This is a genomic window from Rhizobium sp. TRM96647 (genome assembly GCF_025780115.1).
Taxonomy (GTDB): Bacteria; Pseudomonadota; Alphaproteobacteria; order Rhizobiales; family Rhizobiaceae; genus Mycoplana.
Genome location: NZ_JAOXHF010000016.1, coordinates 58,580 through 74,062, shown reverse-complemented (window position 1 = coordinate 74,062; position 15,483 = coordinate 58,580). Strand labels below are relative to the sequence as shown.

The following is a 15,483-nucleotide window of genomic DNA, read 5'->3' as shown; positions in this document are numbered from 1 at the left end:
AATACTTTTGGATGGGGCATTCCGAATTGCCCGGGCGGCGAAAGCGGCGCACACTCCCTCCGTTCTAACGGAGGGAAGCATCCATGACGGATCGCAGAGAACTCGAAAGGACTGTCCGCGCGTTCTACAGGGCGCGAAACGACAACGACATCGACGCGATCATGAATTGCGTCGACCCAAGAGCCAGCTTTCGGATCACCGGCAGCTACAGGCTCGGCCCCCTGACCCATATGGTGGAAGGCGAGACGGAAATCCGCGCCCGGTTCAGCGACCTGATCGCGACCTGGGATCTGTCGGACATGGAGGTCGAGAGCGTCCATGTCGACGGGGACACGGTGCTGGTTCACCGTAGCGGGCCCGTCCGCTTCATCCCGAAGGATGTCTTCATCGATACCGAAATGCTGGACAAGCTGACCTTCGAGGATGGCCGCATCATCGAGTACACCGAATTCGTGGATACGCTGATGGCGGCCGAAATGGTCGGCTTCGTCAAGCCGTCCGGCATCTGGACCGGCGTTTCGGCGATGCCGGTCGATCCGCTCGCGGAAGAGCGGCCCAGCGCCTGACAGGCGGCGGGCCGTCGCCCGCTGCCCTGGTGGCGGTTCAGACGACTTCGCCGTAGAGCGCGCGCTCGAGCGCGGTGATCTCGGCGGCGAAGCGGCGGTATTCCGCGCGCTTCAATGCAAGCAGAACGAAATGCAGCCGCTCGCCGAGCGCGTCCTTGAGAAAGGCGGATCCCGCCGCCTTCTCGATGGCGCTGCGCCAATCGGGCGGAAGCTGGTCGTCCCGGCCCTCGGCATAGGCGGTCGTCTGCGGGCCGGGGTCGGCGTTTGCGGCCATACCCCGCTGCATGGCCGCAAGCACGGTGGCGCCGACGAGATAAGGATTGGCGTCGATGCCGGCGGCGCGTTGCTCCAGATGGCGGCCGGAACCGGATCCCGCCGGAATGCGCACGGCGACCGAGCGGTTGTTGGCGCCCCAGGTCGGGGTGGTCGGTGCATAGCTCTGCGCCGAGAACCGGCGCCATGAGTTGAGGTGCGGCGCAAAGACCAGCATGGATTCCTCCATCGTCTCGAGCAGCCCGGCCACCGCCTGCCTCAAGAGGGGCGACAACGCGTCCCCGCGATCCGCAAAGAGGTTTTCGCCGGTCTCGTCCGCAAGGCTCGCATGCACATGCATCCCCGAGCCGGCGCGGCCGGCGAAGGGCTTGGCCATGAAGCAGGCCATCATGCCGTGACGGACCGCGATGCCGCGCAGGAGGCGCTTGAGCATGACGAGGTCGTCGGCCGCGCGCAACGCCTTGCCGTGGCGCAGTGTCAGTTCGAACTGCCCTTGCGCATATTCCGAGATCATCGTCTCGACGGGCAGTTTCTGCCCTTCGGCGGCGGCATAGACGGCGTCGATGAACGGCTCCAGGCGATCGAGTTCGCTGACCCCGTAGACCTGGATGCCCTCGGGCCGTTCGCCGGTGAGCGGCAGCCGCAGCGGCTGGAAGTTGCCGGCCGCCTCGCGCTCCCGGTCAAGCAGGTAGAATTCGAGCTCGTAGGCGAGCACCGGATGGAAGCCCCCGGCCTCCAGCATGGCGCCTCTCCGGGCCAGCGCATGCCGCGGGTCGGCGGCCATCGGCGTGCCGTCGAGTTCGTAGAGGGAGAGCCGCACCTCGCCACGCGGCGGATCCGTCCAGGGCAGGGGCACCAGCGAGCCCGATACCGGCCATGCGCGCCGGTCGGCATCGCCGTCAGACCAGACGAGGCCCGTCTCCTCCACGTCCTCGCCGGACACGTCCAGGCCGAGGATCGATCCCGGCAGGTGGCGCCCGGAGCGAAAGATCGGCAGCAACTCGTGGCGGCGGATGATCTTGCCGCGGGCAATGCCGTTGATGTCGATCAGGACCAGATCGAAGGCGCCGATCTCCGGGTGGGCTGCCAGGAAGGCCTCGGCCTCTGCGATGTCGGCTGCGCCTTGCGGACGGGCGGCGGTATCCCTCGTCATGCGCCTTCCCTCCCGGTCATCCGCGCAAGCACGGTGCCGAACACATCGACCAGCCCATCGGCCTGTCCGGTCGAAAGGGCCGGGCTGACGAGGACCATATTGTGGAACGGGGTCAGGAGATAGCCGAGATTGAGCATGGAAAGATGCAACGCCTGCTCGAGCGTGTCGGACGCTGCCTCGCGGGCCTCCCGGGCATTGCGCACCGGTCGCGGCGAGAAGACGATCTCGAGGCGCGCGCCGACGCGCGAGACCGTCCAGCCCAGGCCGTTTTCGGCGATCGCGGCCTTGAACCCGGCCTCGATCCGGTCGGCCCGGGCGTTCATGAGCCGATAGGCCTCGTCGGTCATCACCTCCTCGAGGCAGGCACGCAGGCAGGCGAGCTGGATGGCGCTGCCCGACAGCGTCGTGCCGATGCCGGAGTGGCCGTGGCCGCTCTGCCGGCTGCGGACGGCGCGCAGGCGATCGGAGACCGCCTCGGTCATGCCCCAGACGCTGACGGGAATGCCGCCCCCGATCGGCTTGCCCATCACCATCAGGTCCGGCTCCAGCCCGTGCAGGCGGGTATAGCCGCCGGGGCCGCTGGAGATCGTGTGCGTCTCGTCGATCAGCAGCAAGGCGCCGGCCTCCCGCGTCAGCCGCCGTAGCGTTGCGTGGAAGCCCGGGTCGGGCAGGATCATGCCGCAATTGGTCATCACCGGCTCGGCGAGGACGCAGGCGACGTCGCCTTTCGCCAGCGCCGCAGCAAGGGCGTCCTCGTCGTTGAAGGGAATGGAGACGGTCAGGTCGCCGGGATCGCGCACCTGGCCCAGCAGGTTGCGGCGCGACACCGTCCGCCCGTCGACGAGATCGACGAGCGTGTCGTCGACCGCGCCGTGGTAGCAGCCGTCGAAGACCAGAAGCCGGGCCCGGCCGGTCACGGCGCGCGCGATGCGGATGGCAAAACGGTTGGCGTCGCTCGCCGTCGCGGCCAGTTGCCAGCGCGGCAGGCCGAAGCGCTCGGCGAGCAGGCGGCCGACGGCCGGCGCGTCCGATGAGGGGAGCATGGTGGTCAGCCCGTGCGTGCCGGCTCCGGCAAGCGCGCGCAGGACGGGCTCCGGTCCGTGCCCGAACATCGCCCCGGTATCGCCAAGGCAGAGATCGATGACGCTGTTGCCGTCGATATCGGTGAGCGTGACGCCGGTGGCGGCCTCGATGACGGGCGGAAACGGCGTGGGCCAGTCGAGCATCCAGTGCTGCGGAACGCCATCGAAGAAGCCTGGGCCTGCCGCGGCATGAACTGCCGCAGCCAGCGGCCGCCGGCTTTCGAACAGGGCGCGCTCCGTCTGCAGCATGACGACCGCGCGGGCCTCGAGTTCCGTCGTCGCCGTTTCCGGACCCTTCGCCGACATGATGCTTCCCCCGCCTGGCTCGTTCCCCGGCCGGTTGTGCATCGCTGCGGTCCAGCCATCTCAATGTGATCACTTATATTGAGTTGTGATCTCATTGGTCAATGAGCCGGACACGCGATGCTGCTGCGGCAGCGTCGGATATCAGCGCCGCGCAGCGCGGGCGAGTTTCTGTTCGCGGAAGAAGATGAACAGGCCGGAGGCAACGATGCAGCCGGCGCCTACCATCATCGCCGGGCGCGGCACGTCGCCGAAGAACAGCCAGCCGAACAGCACAGCCCATATCAGCAGCGTATATTGCAGCGGTACCACGGTCGCGGCGTCGGCAAGCTTGAGCGATCGGTTCACCAGCATGTGCGCGCTCATCGCGACGACGCCGAGCAGGCCGAGCAGGCCGAGGTCGAGCGGCGGCACCGGTGTCCAGTTCGCCGGATGGACGGCAATGCCGATGAGCGAGACGATCACGGCGGCCGCCATCTGCCAGAAGACCAGCGTCGTATCCGGCGTCGCCCTCAGCGAGCGGCTGAAGATGATGGCGAAGGAATAGGCGACGCTGCCACTGAGCGCGATCAGGGCGGGCAGGGCAAAGCTCGCGGCCGACGGCTCCAGCGCTATGACCACACCGGCAAAGCCGATCAGGATCGCCGTCCAGCGCCGCCAGCCGACATGCTCGCCGAGCATCAGCGGCGAAAGCGCTGCGATATAGATCGGGGCTGCGAGCCAGTAGGTCATGGCATCGGCCAGCGGCATGTAGGCGACGGCGAAGTAGAAGGCGGTCGCCTCGACGGCGGCGAGCAGGGCGCGAAGCGCCTGCAGGCGCGGCCGCTCGACCCGGACGATCCGCAGCCAGCCATGGCGCCAGAAGAAGGGCAGCAGCACGATGAGAGCCGCAAGGCTGCGGACCAGCATGACCTGCTGGGCCGAATAGGTCGCGACAAGCCATTTGCCGAGCACGTCGTTCAGGGTGAACATCACCATGCCGAGCAGCATCAGGGCTACGCCCAGGCGCGTTCCGCCAGCGAGGGACGGGGAGGGGGCTGCGATGTCCGTCATGGTCAAGGTCCGGCAGGTTGGGCGCCACGCCGGCATGGACCTGCCCGCAGCGAGAGTGAGATTATCGCCTCTCTCACATTTCGACGCGGCAATCCAGTCAGCATATCTGATGACTTCATAAGGGCGGTGCATGAAGCATGGCCGCCAATGTTGAAAAGAATGGCTTGCGCCGTTGATCCGGTCGCAAAGCAATGAAATGGTCGGCTTCGAGGACGAGGCGCAAACCGCATCATGCGCCGGATGACAGGAAAAAGGTCAGGGAAGAGGCAATGACAGGAAACAACGGGGCCGGTCACCGGTTGCGCTCGCAGGATTGGTTCGACAATCCCGATCATATCGACATGACGGCGCTCTATCTCGAGCGCTTCATGAACCAGGGCATCACGCCGGAGGAACTTCGCTCCGGCAAGCCGGTCATCGGCATCGCCCAGAGCGGCAGCGACCTGACGCCGTGCAACCGCCACCATGTCGATCTCGCCAGGCGCGTGCGCGACGGCATTCGCGATGCCGGCGGGATCCCGATCGAGTTTCCGACTCATCCGATCTTCGAGAACTGCAAGCGGCCGACGGCCGCACTCGACCGTAACCTCGCCTATCTCGGCCTCGTCGAGATCCTGTACGGCTACCCGCTCGACGGCGTCGTGCTGACGACGGGATGCGACAAGACCACGCCGTCGGCGATCATGGCGGCCTCCACGGTCGACATCCCGGCGATCGTTCTGTCCGGCGGGCCGATGCTGGACGGCTGGCACGAGGGCGACCTCGTCGGCTCGGGCACCGTGCTGTGGCGCTCGCGCCGGAAATATGCGGCAGGCGAGATCGACGCGGTGGAGTTCGTGGATGCGGTGATGGATTCCGCACCGTCGATCGGCCACTGCAACACCATGGGCACGGCCTCGACCATGAACGCGCTCGCCGAAGCGCTCGGGCTGTCGCTGACGGGCTGCGCGGCCATTCCCGCGGCCTATCGCGAGCGCGGCCAGATGGCCTACCGGACGGGCCGGCGGGCCGTCGAACTGGTGCTCGAGGACATCCGCCCGTCCGATATCCTCACCCGCGAAGCCTTCCTGAATGCCGTCCGCGTCAATTCCGCGATCGGCGGCTCCACCAATGCTCAACCGCATCTGGCAGCCATGGCGAAGCACGCCGGCGTCGAACTTTTCCCCGCGGACTGGCAGGAGCACGGTTACGATATTCCGCTGCTGGCCGACGTGCAGCCGGCCGGCCGCTTCCTGGGCGAGCGTTTCCACCGCGCCGGCGGCGTGCCGGCGATCATGCGCGAACTGCTCGACGCCGGCAGGCTCGACGGCAGCTGTCGCACGGTGACGGGCAAGAGCATCGGCGAGAACCTCGAAGGCCGGCATGCGGCCGATCGCGAGGTGATCCGGCCGTTCGACCGGCCGCTGAAGGAGCGGGCGGGGTTCCTGGTGCTGAAGGGCAACCTGTTCGATTTCGCCATCATGAAGACCAGCGTGATCTCGGAGGAATTCCGCCAGCGCTACCTGAGCGAACCGGGCCGGGAAGGCGTGTTCGAGGGCCGGGCGATCGTGTTCGACGGTTCGGAAGATTATCACCGACGCATCAACGATCCCGCGCTCGACATCGACGACCGTTGCATTCTCGTCATCCGCGGCGCCGGTCCGCTCGGCTGGCCGGGGTCGGCGGAGGTGGTCAACATGCAGCCGCCGGATCATCTTCTGAAGCGCGGCATCACCAGCCTGCCGACGATCGGCGACGGCCGGCAATCGGGGACGGCCGACAGCCCCTCCATCCTCAATGCCTCGCCGGAAAGTGCGGCCGGCGGCGGGCTCGCCTGGCTGCGAACCGGCGACACGATCCGCATCGACCTGACGGAGGGCCGCTGCGACATGCTGGTGGAGGCGGCGGAAATCGAGCGGCGCCGCAGCGACGGCATTCCGCCCGTGCCCGCCGACGCGACGCCCTGGCAGCGGCTCTACCGGAAGACGGTCACCCAGCTTTCCGACGGTGCGGTGATCGAGGGAGCGGCGGATTTCCGCAAGATCGCCGGGACGCCGCCGCGCCACAACCACTGAGGCGGGGGCGAGCCGACCGGCAGGGAGGCGGGCAGAACGGAAGCGTATTCTCGCGGGCAGTCGTCAGCCGGCCGCCCGGGCCTGCGCCAGCGGTTCGATCCGGCTGTCGCGGTCGGTTGCGCGGGCTGCCAGCGCGCTGCCGATGGCGATCAGGACCGGATTGTCGTAGCCGATTTCGGCGATGCCGTCCGGCAGGCTTGCGAGCGTGCCTATCCATTTGCGCTCGCCCGGCCGGCTGACGTCGCTGATGACGATCGTCGCCGTCGCAGGCGGCAGGCCCTCGGCGATCAGCCGGTCGGCGATCAGGGACGCGGTGCGGCCGCCCATGTAGAACACCGTCGTCGTGCGCGGATCGGCGACGGAGCGCCAGTCCACGTCCGCCGGCAGCCCGCCGTGACGCGAGTGGCCGGTGATGAAGCGGAGCGACTGGGCATGGTCGCGGTGCGTCAGCGAGATGCCGAGGCGCGAGGCCATCGCGCTCGCAGCCGTGATGCCGGGGATGACGTCGACGGCGATGTTCTCGCGATTGAGATGGGCGATCTCCTCGCCGGCGCGGCCGAAGATCATCGGATCGCCGGATTTCAGCCGCACCACCCGCTTGCCGGCCTTGGTCAGCCTGACCATCGTCGCGTTGATGTCCTCCTGCCGGCAGCTTTCGCGGCCGCCGCGCTTGCCGACCAGCATGCGCTTGGCTTCGCGGCGGGCGAGTTCGAGTACGTCGTCGGATACCAGATCGTCGAAAAGGATGACGTCGGCCGCCTGCAGGGCGCGAACGGCCTTGAGCGTCAGCAGTTCCGCATCGCCCGGGCCTGCGCCGACCAGCGTCACGCGACCGGTGGCGGGGGCTTCCGCGAGCCTTTCGGCATCGGCCAGAAGCACCCCGCCTGCGCCCTCCTCCGGCGTAGCCATGGTGGCGAAGGCCCGGTCGACGAAGCGCTCCCAGAAGGCGCGACGCCGGGGGCCGGGCAGCAATCTTTCGTTGACGCGCTCCCGCAAGGACCGGGCGAGCTCGGCCCAGGACTTCAGGCTTTGCGGCAGGAGCGTCTCGATCCGGCGCCGGATCGCCTGCGCCAGGATCGGGGCTGCACCGTCCGTGGAAATGGCGACGACGACGGGAGAGCGGTTGACGATGGAGCCGAACTGGAACTGGCAATAGGCCGGCCTGTCAATGACGTTGACGGGGACGCCGGCCGCCCTTGCCGCGTCGAAGAAGTTTTCGGCCTCGCCCTCGTCCTCGCAGTCGGCGATCGCCAGCGCGGCGTCGGCGAAAATGGCAGCGTGCCAGGCGTGCGGATGATGGACGTAGTGGCCGGGTCGATCTCCCTTGCCGCCATTCAGCTCCGTGCCGGCATTTGCGTTCGTCACGATCAGGGCCCCGAAGCCCTCGGCGAGGTCTTCGGCATAGACATGCACCTCGGCGCCGCAGGCCGCCAGGAGTTCGGCCTTCCAGGCAGCGGCCTCGGAACCGCCGGCAACGATGACCCGCTTGCCCTGAAGCCCCCAGAAGACCGGGAGCTTCGCAAGCGGCTCCATGCGGGCAGGGCTGTCATTCCGCGGCGGCTGCACGACATCCATCGATGATCCCCCTGATCTCGGCGCGGCACGAGCCGCAATTGGTTCCGGCATTGAGTTCCTTGCCAATACCTTCGACGGTGTGGCAGCCGCCGCGAACGGCAGCGACGATCTGGTTGACGCCGACGGAAAAGCAGGAGCAGACGGTCGCGCCCGGATCGGGCCGCCCGGCGCCGGGGCGCCCGGCGACGAGGGTGAAGCGCTTGCGCAGGTCGCCATGCGCCGCGCTCAGCTGCGACACCGCCCAGGCGCGGGCCACGGCCACCGGCTCGGGGGCGAGGAACAGGGCGGCAAGCAGCCGGTCGCCGTCGAAGAAGGCGAGCCGGAGGTCTCCGGTGCGGCGGTCGGCATAGCCGAGGGGCTCGACGTCGTCCGGAAGGGCGAAGGTGGCGCGGCACCATGCCGTCCAGTCCTCGGCCGGCGTTGCAAAGGCAAGCTCGATCCGCCAGCCGCCCTCGGCCTTGGCCATCGCCCAGTAGTCCGCCGCGGGTACCGCAGGCCTGCTGGTGGCAACAGCGAAGCCGTAGGCCGAGGCGGGGAAGGGGCGCATGGCGACGGCGACGTTCTTCGAGGCCGGTTGGCCGGAAACCCTGTCGGTTAGGGGCGGCACGAGCGCGTCGATGCGGGCCTTCGCCGCAAACTGGTCGTTCCAGTGCATCGGCACGAAGACGCTGCCGCGCGCCTGGCGTTCGGTGACGAGGGCACGGACAATCGCCTTGCCCCACGGGCTCTCGATCTCGACAAGGCCGGCATTGCCGATGCCGGCGTCCACGGCGTCGCGCGGATGGATCTCGGCGAAGGGCTCGGCGATATGGGCGGAGAGGCGGGCGCTCTTTCCCGTCCGCGTCATCGTGTGCCACTGGTCGCGGATACGGCCGGTGTTGAGCGTGAACGGGTAGGCCGCGCTGGTGCGGTCCGTCTCGGAGGGCACGACGGCGACGAAGCGCGCCTTGCCATCCGGATGATAGAAGCCGCCCTTGGCGAAGAAGCGCGTCGTCGCATTCATCTTGCCGGCCGGCTGCGGCCACTGGAAGGGAACCATGGCGTCATAGCCCGCCGGCGCGATCCCGGCATGGGCGCCGATGTCGAAGTCGCGGCTGCCGTCGTTCTCAAAGGCCGACAGCCGCGCATGCTCGGCAAAGATGTCGGCCGGCGAGGCGTAGGCGAAGCCGGAAAAGCCCATGCGGCGAGCCACTTCTGACAATTGCCACCAGTCGGCGCGGGCCTCGCCGGGCGCGACGAGGAACGGGCGCTGGCGCGAGATGCGGCGTTCGGAATTGGTGACGGTGCCGTCCTTCTCGCCCCAGCCGGCGGACGGCAGGAGCACGTGCGCGTGGCGGGCGGTGTCGGTCGTCGTCAGCATGTCCGAAACGACGACGAAGGGGCAGGCCTTGATGGCCGCCTCGACTGCGCCGGCATCCGGCATCGAGACGACCGGGTTGGTCGCCATGATCCACAGCGCCTTGACGCGGCCGTCGGCCACGGCCTGGAACAGGTCCACCGCCTTCAGCCCGGGGCGGGTGGCGATGGTCGGCGAGCTCCAGAAGCGCTGCACCCGGTCGCGGTCTTCCGGATTCTCGATCGCCATGTGCGCGGCCAGCATGTTGGCAAGCCCGCCGACCTCGCGGCCACCCATGGCGTTCGGCTGGCCGGTCAGCGAGAACGGCCCCATGCCGGGACGGCCGATGCGGCCGGTGGCGAGGTGGCAGTTGATGATGGCGTTGACCTTGTCGGTGCCGGAAGACGACTGGTTGACGCCCTGGCTGTAGCAGGTGACGACCTTCTCGGTCCGCTCGAACAGGCCGAAGAACCGGCGGAGCTCGCTGGCGCCGAGCCCGGTTCGATCCATCAGCGCGGGGAACGTCATCATGCTCGCAGTGGCAAAGGCCTCCGCGAAGCCGGCCGTGTGGGCTGCGACATAGTTCTCGTCGATCGCCGTGCCCTTTGCCAGATGCGCCAGCAGGCCGTTGAACAGGGCCACATCGCCGTCGGGGCGGATCGCAAGGTGCAGGTCGGCGATGTCGCTCGTCATGGTCCGCCGCGGATCGATGACGACCACCTTCATGCCCGGCCGCGCCGCCTTGGCCGCGGCCAACCGCTGGTAGATCACCGGATGGCACCAGGCGAGGTTGGAGCCGGTCAGGATGACGAGATCGGCAAGCTCGATGTCCTCGTAGGTCCCCGGCACGGTGTCGGCGCCAAAGGCGCGACGGTGGCCGGCGACAGAGGACGACATGCAGAGCCTGGAATTGGTGTCGATATTGGCCGAGCCGATGAAGCCCTTCATCAGCTTGTTGGCGACGTAGTAGTCCTCGGTCAGCAACTGGCCGGAGACGTAGAAGGCGACCGAATCCGGACCGTGCTCGGCGATGGCGTCAGCAAAGCGTGCTGACACGAGATCGAGGGCCTCGTTCCATCCGGCCCGTCGGCCGCCGATTTCGGGATGGAGCAGGCGTCCGTCGAGGTCGAGCGTCTCGGCCAGCGCCGAGCCCTTTGAGCACAGGCGCCCCAGGTTTGCCGGATGCTCGGGATCGCCCCTGACGGAGACGCTGCCATCATCGTCGACGCGGGCGATCACGCCGCAGCCGACGCCGCAATAGGGGCAGGTGGTTTTCGTTTCAATGGGCATTCGACCCTCCCGCGGAATCCGGAGATGCCGGGATGTCCTCCTCTGTCCATCCGATCTCCCCCTCGAGGGGGGAGATCGGATGGAGCGCCCACATCACTTTCCATCCGGCTGTTGCATCCGCATGTTCCGAAGTCGCTTTCAGGCGAGGCGCCCGCCACCGGTCGATCTCCCCCCTTGAGGGGGAGATGTCCGGCAGGACAGAGGGGGGTGATATTGCCGGCATCAGGCCATCACTCCGCCGCGATCATCAGGCTTTCGAGCGCGATGAAGAGCTTTCCGTCCTCGTTTCTGAGCGGGATGGTCCGCACCGCGCCTTCGTCGGCGCCGAGCGCCTTGCCGGTCTCCAGCGAAATCACCCAGTTGTGCAGCGGGCAGGTCACCGAATTGCCGTGCACGATGCCCTGGCTGAGGGGGCCGCCCTTGTGCGGGCAGTGATCCTCGATGGCGAAGACCTCGTTCTCGGCCGTGCGAAAGACGCCGATCTTGCCTTGCGGCGTCTTCACGCAGCGCGCGCCGCGCAGGGGGATGTCGGAGATGTCGCCGATTGGGTGCCAGTTCATCTGATGCGCTCCTTGTCGATGGCATTGCTCTTCCCCTCCCACGAGGGGGGAAGAGGGAAACTACTCCGCGGCCTCGTTGAACCCGACCGAGGCCATCGGTCGGAACTCGTGCTTGTCCTTGCCGGAGACGCGCTCCGACCAGGGATCCACCTGGGCGAATTTCTGGGAGAAGACGAAGCGCTCATAGAAGGCCTTGCGCTTGTCCGCATCGCCCATGATCTGGCGGCGGATCTCATCGAGGCCGATACGCTTGGCCCACTTGTAGATGCGCTCCAGGTAGCGGGCCTGCTCGCGGTACATCTGCGTCAGGGCCACGATGTGCTCCAGCGCCTCGTCCTCGGTCTTCACCAGGCCGAGCACCTCGGTGCCCTTGATGTCGAGGCCGGCGGCCCCGGCGAAATGGATCTCGAAGCCGGAATCCACGCAGATCACGCCGATATCCTTGCAGGTCGCCTCGGCGCAGTTGCGCGGACATCCGGAGACGGCCATCTTCAGCTTCGCCGGCGTCCACGAGCCCCACATGAATTTCTCGATGCGGATGCCGAGCCCGGTGGAATCCTGCGTGCCGAAGCGGCACCAGTCGGAGCCGACGCAGGTCTTCACGGTTCGAAGCCCCTTGGCATAGGCCTGACCGGACACGAAACCGGCCTTGCCGAGATCGGCCCAGACCGCCGGCAGATCTTCCTTCTCGATGCCGAGCAGGTCGATGCGCTGGCCGCCGGTGACCTTGACCAGCGGCACGTCGTATTTGTCCACCACGTCGGCGATGGCGCGCAGTTCCTTGGCGTTCGTCACGCCGCCCCACATGCGCGGCACGACCGAATAGGTGCCGTCCTTCTGGATGTTGGCGTGGACGCGCTCGTTGATGTAGCGCGACTGGTAGTCGTCGGCATATTCGTCCGGCCAGTCGCAGACGAGGTAGTAGTTCAGCGCCGGGCGGCACTTGGCGCAGCCGCAGGAGGTCTTCCACTCCAGTTCCTGCATCACCGCCGGAATGCTCTTCAGGCCCTTGGCCTTGATCAGGCGGCGGACGTCGTCATGGCCGAGTTCGGTGCAGGTGCACATCGGCTGGACGGCGGCAGGATTGTAGCTGTCGCCGAGCGTCAGCGTCATCAGTTGCTCGACGAGGCCGGTGCAGGAGCCGCAGGAGGCGGACGCCTTGGTATGGGCGCGCACGTCGTCCAGCGTCGTCAGGCCCTTGGCGGTGATCGTCGCGGTGATCTTGCCCTTGCAGACGCCGTTGCAGCCGCAGATTTCCGCATCATCCGGCAAGGCTGCAACGGCCGCCATAGGGTCCAGCGGCGACCCTCCCTGGTAGGCCTGTCCGAAGATCAGTGTTTCGCGCATCTCGGAGATGTCGGTCTGCTTCTTCTTCAGGTCGTTGAACCAGGCGCCGTCGGCGGTCTCGCCGTAGAGCACCGTGCCGATGATCCGGTTCTCCTTCAGCACGAGGCGCTTGTAGACGCCGGCGCTGGCATCGCGCAGCACGATCTCCTCGCGGTCGTCGCCGTCGGCGAAGTCGCCCAGCGAATAGAGCTCGATGCCGGTGACCTTGAGCTTGGTGGGCGTGTCGGAGTGGACGAAGGCGGCGGCGGTGTCGCCGGAAAGATGCGAGGCGGCGACGCGCGCCATCTCGTAGAGCGGGGCGACGAGACCGTAGACCATGCCGCCGACCTCGGCGCATTCGCCGACCGACAGGATGCTGCCGTCAGAGGTCTGCATGCCGTCGTCGACGACGATGCCGCGGTTGACGGCGAGGCCGGCTTCCGTGGCCAGGCCGACATTCGGGCGGATGCCGACGGCCATCACCACCAGCGTCGCCGGGATGATGCGGCCGTCGTCGAGCTCGATGCCCTCGACCTTGCCGTTGCCGACGATCTGTTTGGTGTTGGCCTTGCAGATCACCTTGATGCCACGCTCCTCCACCGCCTTCTGCAGCAGGTAGCCGGCGGCGGGGTCGAGCTGGCGTTCCATCAGCGTCGGCATCACGTGCAGAACGGTCACGTCCATGCCGCGGTTTGCAAGACCCGCGGCTGCCTCGAGGCCGAGGAGACCGCCGCCGATGACGACCGCCTTCTCGCGCGACTGGGCGGCGAGCAGCATGGCCTCGACGTCGTCGAGGTCGCGATAGGTGATGACGCCCGGCAGGTCCTTGCCCGGAACGGGGATGATGAAGGGGACGGAGCCGGTGGCGATGACGAGCTTGTCGTAGCTTTCCGTCACGCCGTGATCAGAGGTCACCGTCTTGGCCGCGCGGTCGATCGCAACGATCCTGTGGCCCTTGTAGAGGGTGATGCCGTGCTCGATGTACCAGCCGTCGCCGTGGATGACGATCTGCTCGTAGGTCTTCTCCCCGGAGAGCACCGGCGACAGCATGATGCGATCGTAGTTCACCCGCGGTTCGGCGTTGAAGATCGTGACCTGATACTGGCCGGGCGCCTTCTCGAAGAGGTGTTCCAGCATGCGCCCGGGTGCCATGCCGTTGCCGATGATGACGAGTTTTTCAGCCATTGTCTTACTCCGCGGCTTCGACGAAGCGGTGGCGTTCGTAGAGGAATTTCAGCACGGCCTCGCGGCACTTCAGGTAGGTGCGGTCGGAGGCAAGCTCGATGCGATGGCGGGGGCGCGGCATGGTCACGTCGAGCACTTCGCCGATCCGGGCCGCAGGGCCATTGGTCATCATTACGATGCGGTCGGAGAGCAGCACCGCCTCGTCGACGTCGTGGGTGATCATCACCATCGTGTTGCCGAGCCGGGCATGGATCTCCATCACCGCGTCCTGCAGGTGGGCGCGGGTCAACGCATCGAGCGCGCCGAAGGGCTCGTCGAGCAGCAGGATCTTCGGCTCCATGGCGAGTGCGCGGGCGATGCCGACACGCTGCTTCATGCCGCCGGAGATCTCCGAGGGGCGCTTGTCCTTCGCATGGGCCATCTGCACGAGATCGAGGTTGTGCATGACCCAGTCGTGGCGCTCGGCCCTGGATTTCGTGCTGCTGAAGACCTTGGAGACGGCGAGGTTGACGTTCTCGTAGACCGAAAGCCAGGGGAGCAGGCTATGGTTCTGGAAGACGACGGCGCGCTCCGGACCGGGCTCGTTGACCTCGCGGTTTTCCAGGAGCACGGCGCCCGCGGACACCGGCGTCAGCCCGGCGATCAGGTTCAGCAGCGTTGATTTCCCGCAGCCGGAGTGGCCGATGATCGAGACGAATTCGCCCTTGGAGATCGAGAGGTTGATGCCCTTCAGGACCTCGGCGCGAACGCCACCGCGGTCGAAGTGCTTGTCGATATGGTCGAGCTTGAGATAGGCGGTCATGATCGTTCCTCTCAGTTGGCCGAAGCGCCGCGGGTGATCAGCCGTCCTGCCGCTGCCACGAGCTTGTCGAGGGCGAAGCCGACGACGCCGATATAGGCGAGGGCGACGATGATGTCGGGCAGGCGCGAGGAGTTCCACGCGTCCCAGATGAAGAAGCCAATGCCGACGCCGCCGGTCAGCATTTCGGCGGCGACGATCGCGAGCCAGGACAGGCCGACGCCGATGCGAAGACCGGTGAAGATGTAGGGGGCTGCCGACGGCAGCATGATCTTCCAAAAGAATTCCAGCTGGTTCAGCCGCAGCACCTGGGCGACGTTGCGATAGTCCTGCGGGATGTTGCGCACGCCGACGGCGGTGTTGATGATGACCGGCCAGATCGAGGTGATGAAGATCACGAAGATCGCCGAGGGGTTCGAGTCCTGGAAGGCTGCGAGCGACAGCGGCAGCCAGGCGAGCGGCGGGACCGTCCGGAGGACCTGGAAGATCGGGTCGAGGCCGCGCATGGCCCAGACGGACTGGCCGATGACGGCGCCGACGATCACGCCCGCGACGGCCGCGAGGCCGAAACCATAGGCGACGCGCTGCAGCGACACGATCACACGCCAGCCGAGGCCGATATCCTGTGAGCCGTATTCGAAGAAGGGATAGGCGATCAGGTCGTAGCTCTCCTGCCAGACCTGCAGCGGCGACGGCAGCGAGGCGGTGGGCGACGAACAGAGCACCTGCCAGACGGCAAGCAGGATGGCGAGCACCACCAGCGGCGGCAGCACGTTACGGCCGACGGACGCGGCAATCTTGGCTGCGTCGAACTTGGCGACCGGGCGCTTGGCGAGCGGCAGGATAGTGGCGGTCTTGGGCGCGGCAGCGGCCGTCGCGATCATTTCTTTCTTGGCCAGGGCGGACATGGAGCGCTCCTCATGAGATC

The 15,483-nt window shown here is 67.2% G+C and carries 11 protein-coding genes; 2 read left to right on the top strand and 9 right to left on the bottom strand.

Features of this window, described 5'->3' with window-relative positions; genetic code table 11:
* Positions 1 to 83: 83 nt before the first annotated feature.
* Entirely contained in the window at positions 84 to 566 is a 483-nt protein-coding gene (locus OCK02_RS22885; protein ID WP_263815016.1) for a nuclear transport factor 2 family protein, read from the top strand.
* A 37-nt stretch (positions 567 to 603) separates the two neighbouring features.
* Here the strand turns inward: OCK02_RS22885 and OCK02_RS22880 are convergent, their stop codons facing one another.
* The 3 genes from OCK02_RS22880 to OCK02_RS22870 all read right to left on the bottom strand — a co-directional run bounded on the left by OCK02_RS22880 (position 604) and on the right by OCK02_RS22870 (position 4,430).
* Complete coding sequence (locus tag OCK02_RS22880) at positions 604 to 1,992, bottom strand: glutamine synthetase family protein (RefSeq protein WP_263815015.1); 1,389 nt, start codon at positions 1,990 to 1,992, stop codon at positions 604 to 606.
* Positions 1,989 to 3,380 carry an aspartate aminotransferase family protein gene (locus OCK02_RS22875; protein WP_263815014.1) on the bottom strand — a complete coding sequence of 464 codons (1,392 nt, stop codon included), beginning with the start codon at positions 3,378 to 3,380 and terminating at the stop codon, positions 1,989 to 1,991. The genes OCK02_RS22880 and OCK02_RS22875 overlap by 4 nt, the downstream gene beginning before the upstream one ends.
* A 141-nt stretch (positions 3,381 to 3,521) precedes the next feature.
* Positions 3,522 to 4,430 carry a DMT family transporter gene (locus OCK02_RS22870; RefSeq protein WP_263815013.1) on the bottom strand — a complete coding sequence of 303 codons (909 nt, stop codon included), beginning with the start codon at positions 4,428 to 4,430 and terminating at the stop codon, positions 3,522 to 3,524.
* 269 nt (positions 4,431 to 4,699) lie between these two features.
* Between OCK02_RS22870 and OCK02_RS22865 the strand changes: the two genes are divergently transcribed.
* Positions 4,700 to 6,484 (top strand): IlvD/Edd family dehydratase, encoded by a 1,785-nt coding sequence (locus OCK02_RS22865; RefSeq protein ID WP_263815012.1) that lies wholly within the window; start codon positions 4,700 to 4,702, stop codon positions 6,482 to 6,484.
* Between the two features lie 63 nt (positions 6,485 to 6,547).
* Here the strand turns inward: OCK02_RS22865 and cysG are convergent, their stop codons facing one another.
* The 6 genes from cysG to ntrB form a co-directional block, all read right to left on the bottom strand.
* Entirely contained in the window at positions 6,548 to 8,059 is a 1,512-nt protein-coding gene (gene cysG, locus OCK02_RS22860; RefSeq protein ID WP_263815011.1) for a siroheme synthase CysG, read from the bottom strand.
* On the bottom strand, positions 8,031 to 10,685 hold the full coding sequence (locus OCK02_RS22855) for a nitrate reductase (protein ID WP_263815010.1): 2,655 nt from the start codon (positions 10,683 to 10,685) through the stop codon (positions 8,031 to 8,033). The genes cysG and OCK02_RS22855 overlap by 29 nt, the downstream gene beginning before the upstream one ends.
* 230 nt (positions 10,686 to 10,915) lie before the next feature.
* Positions 10,916 to 11,245 (bottom strand): nitrite reductase small subunit NirD, encoded by a 330-nt coding sequence (gene nirD, locus OCK02_RS22850; protein WP_230807694.1) that lies wholly within the window; start codon positions 11,243 to 11,245, stop codon positions 10,916 to 10,918.
* Positions 11,246 to 11,305: 60 nt separating this feature from the next.
* Complete coding sequence (gene nirB, locus OCK02_RS22845; protein WP_263815009.1) at positions 11,306 to 13,756, bottom strand: nitrite reductase large subunit NirB; 2,451 nt, start codon at positions 13,754 to 13,756, stop codon at positions 11,306 to 11,308.
* A 4-nt stretch (positions 13,757 to 13,760) separates the two neighbouring features.
* The gene (locus OCK02_RS22840) at positions 13,761 to 14,558 is read right to left on the bottom strand and encodes an ABC transporter ATP-binding protein (protein ID WP_263815008.1); all 798 of its coding nucleotides are present in this window, start codon (positions 14,556 to 14,558) and stop codon (positions 13,761 to 13,763) included.
* Positions 14,559 to 14,569: 11 nt separating this feature from the next.
* Positions 14,570 to 15,463, bottom strand: a complete 894-nt coding sequence (gene ntrB, locus OCK02_RS22835; RefSeq protein WP_263815007.1) for a nitrate ABC transporter permease — start codon at positions 15,461 to 15,463, stop codon at positions 14,570 to 14,572.
* Positions 15,464 to 15,483: the final 20 nt, after the last annotated feature.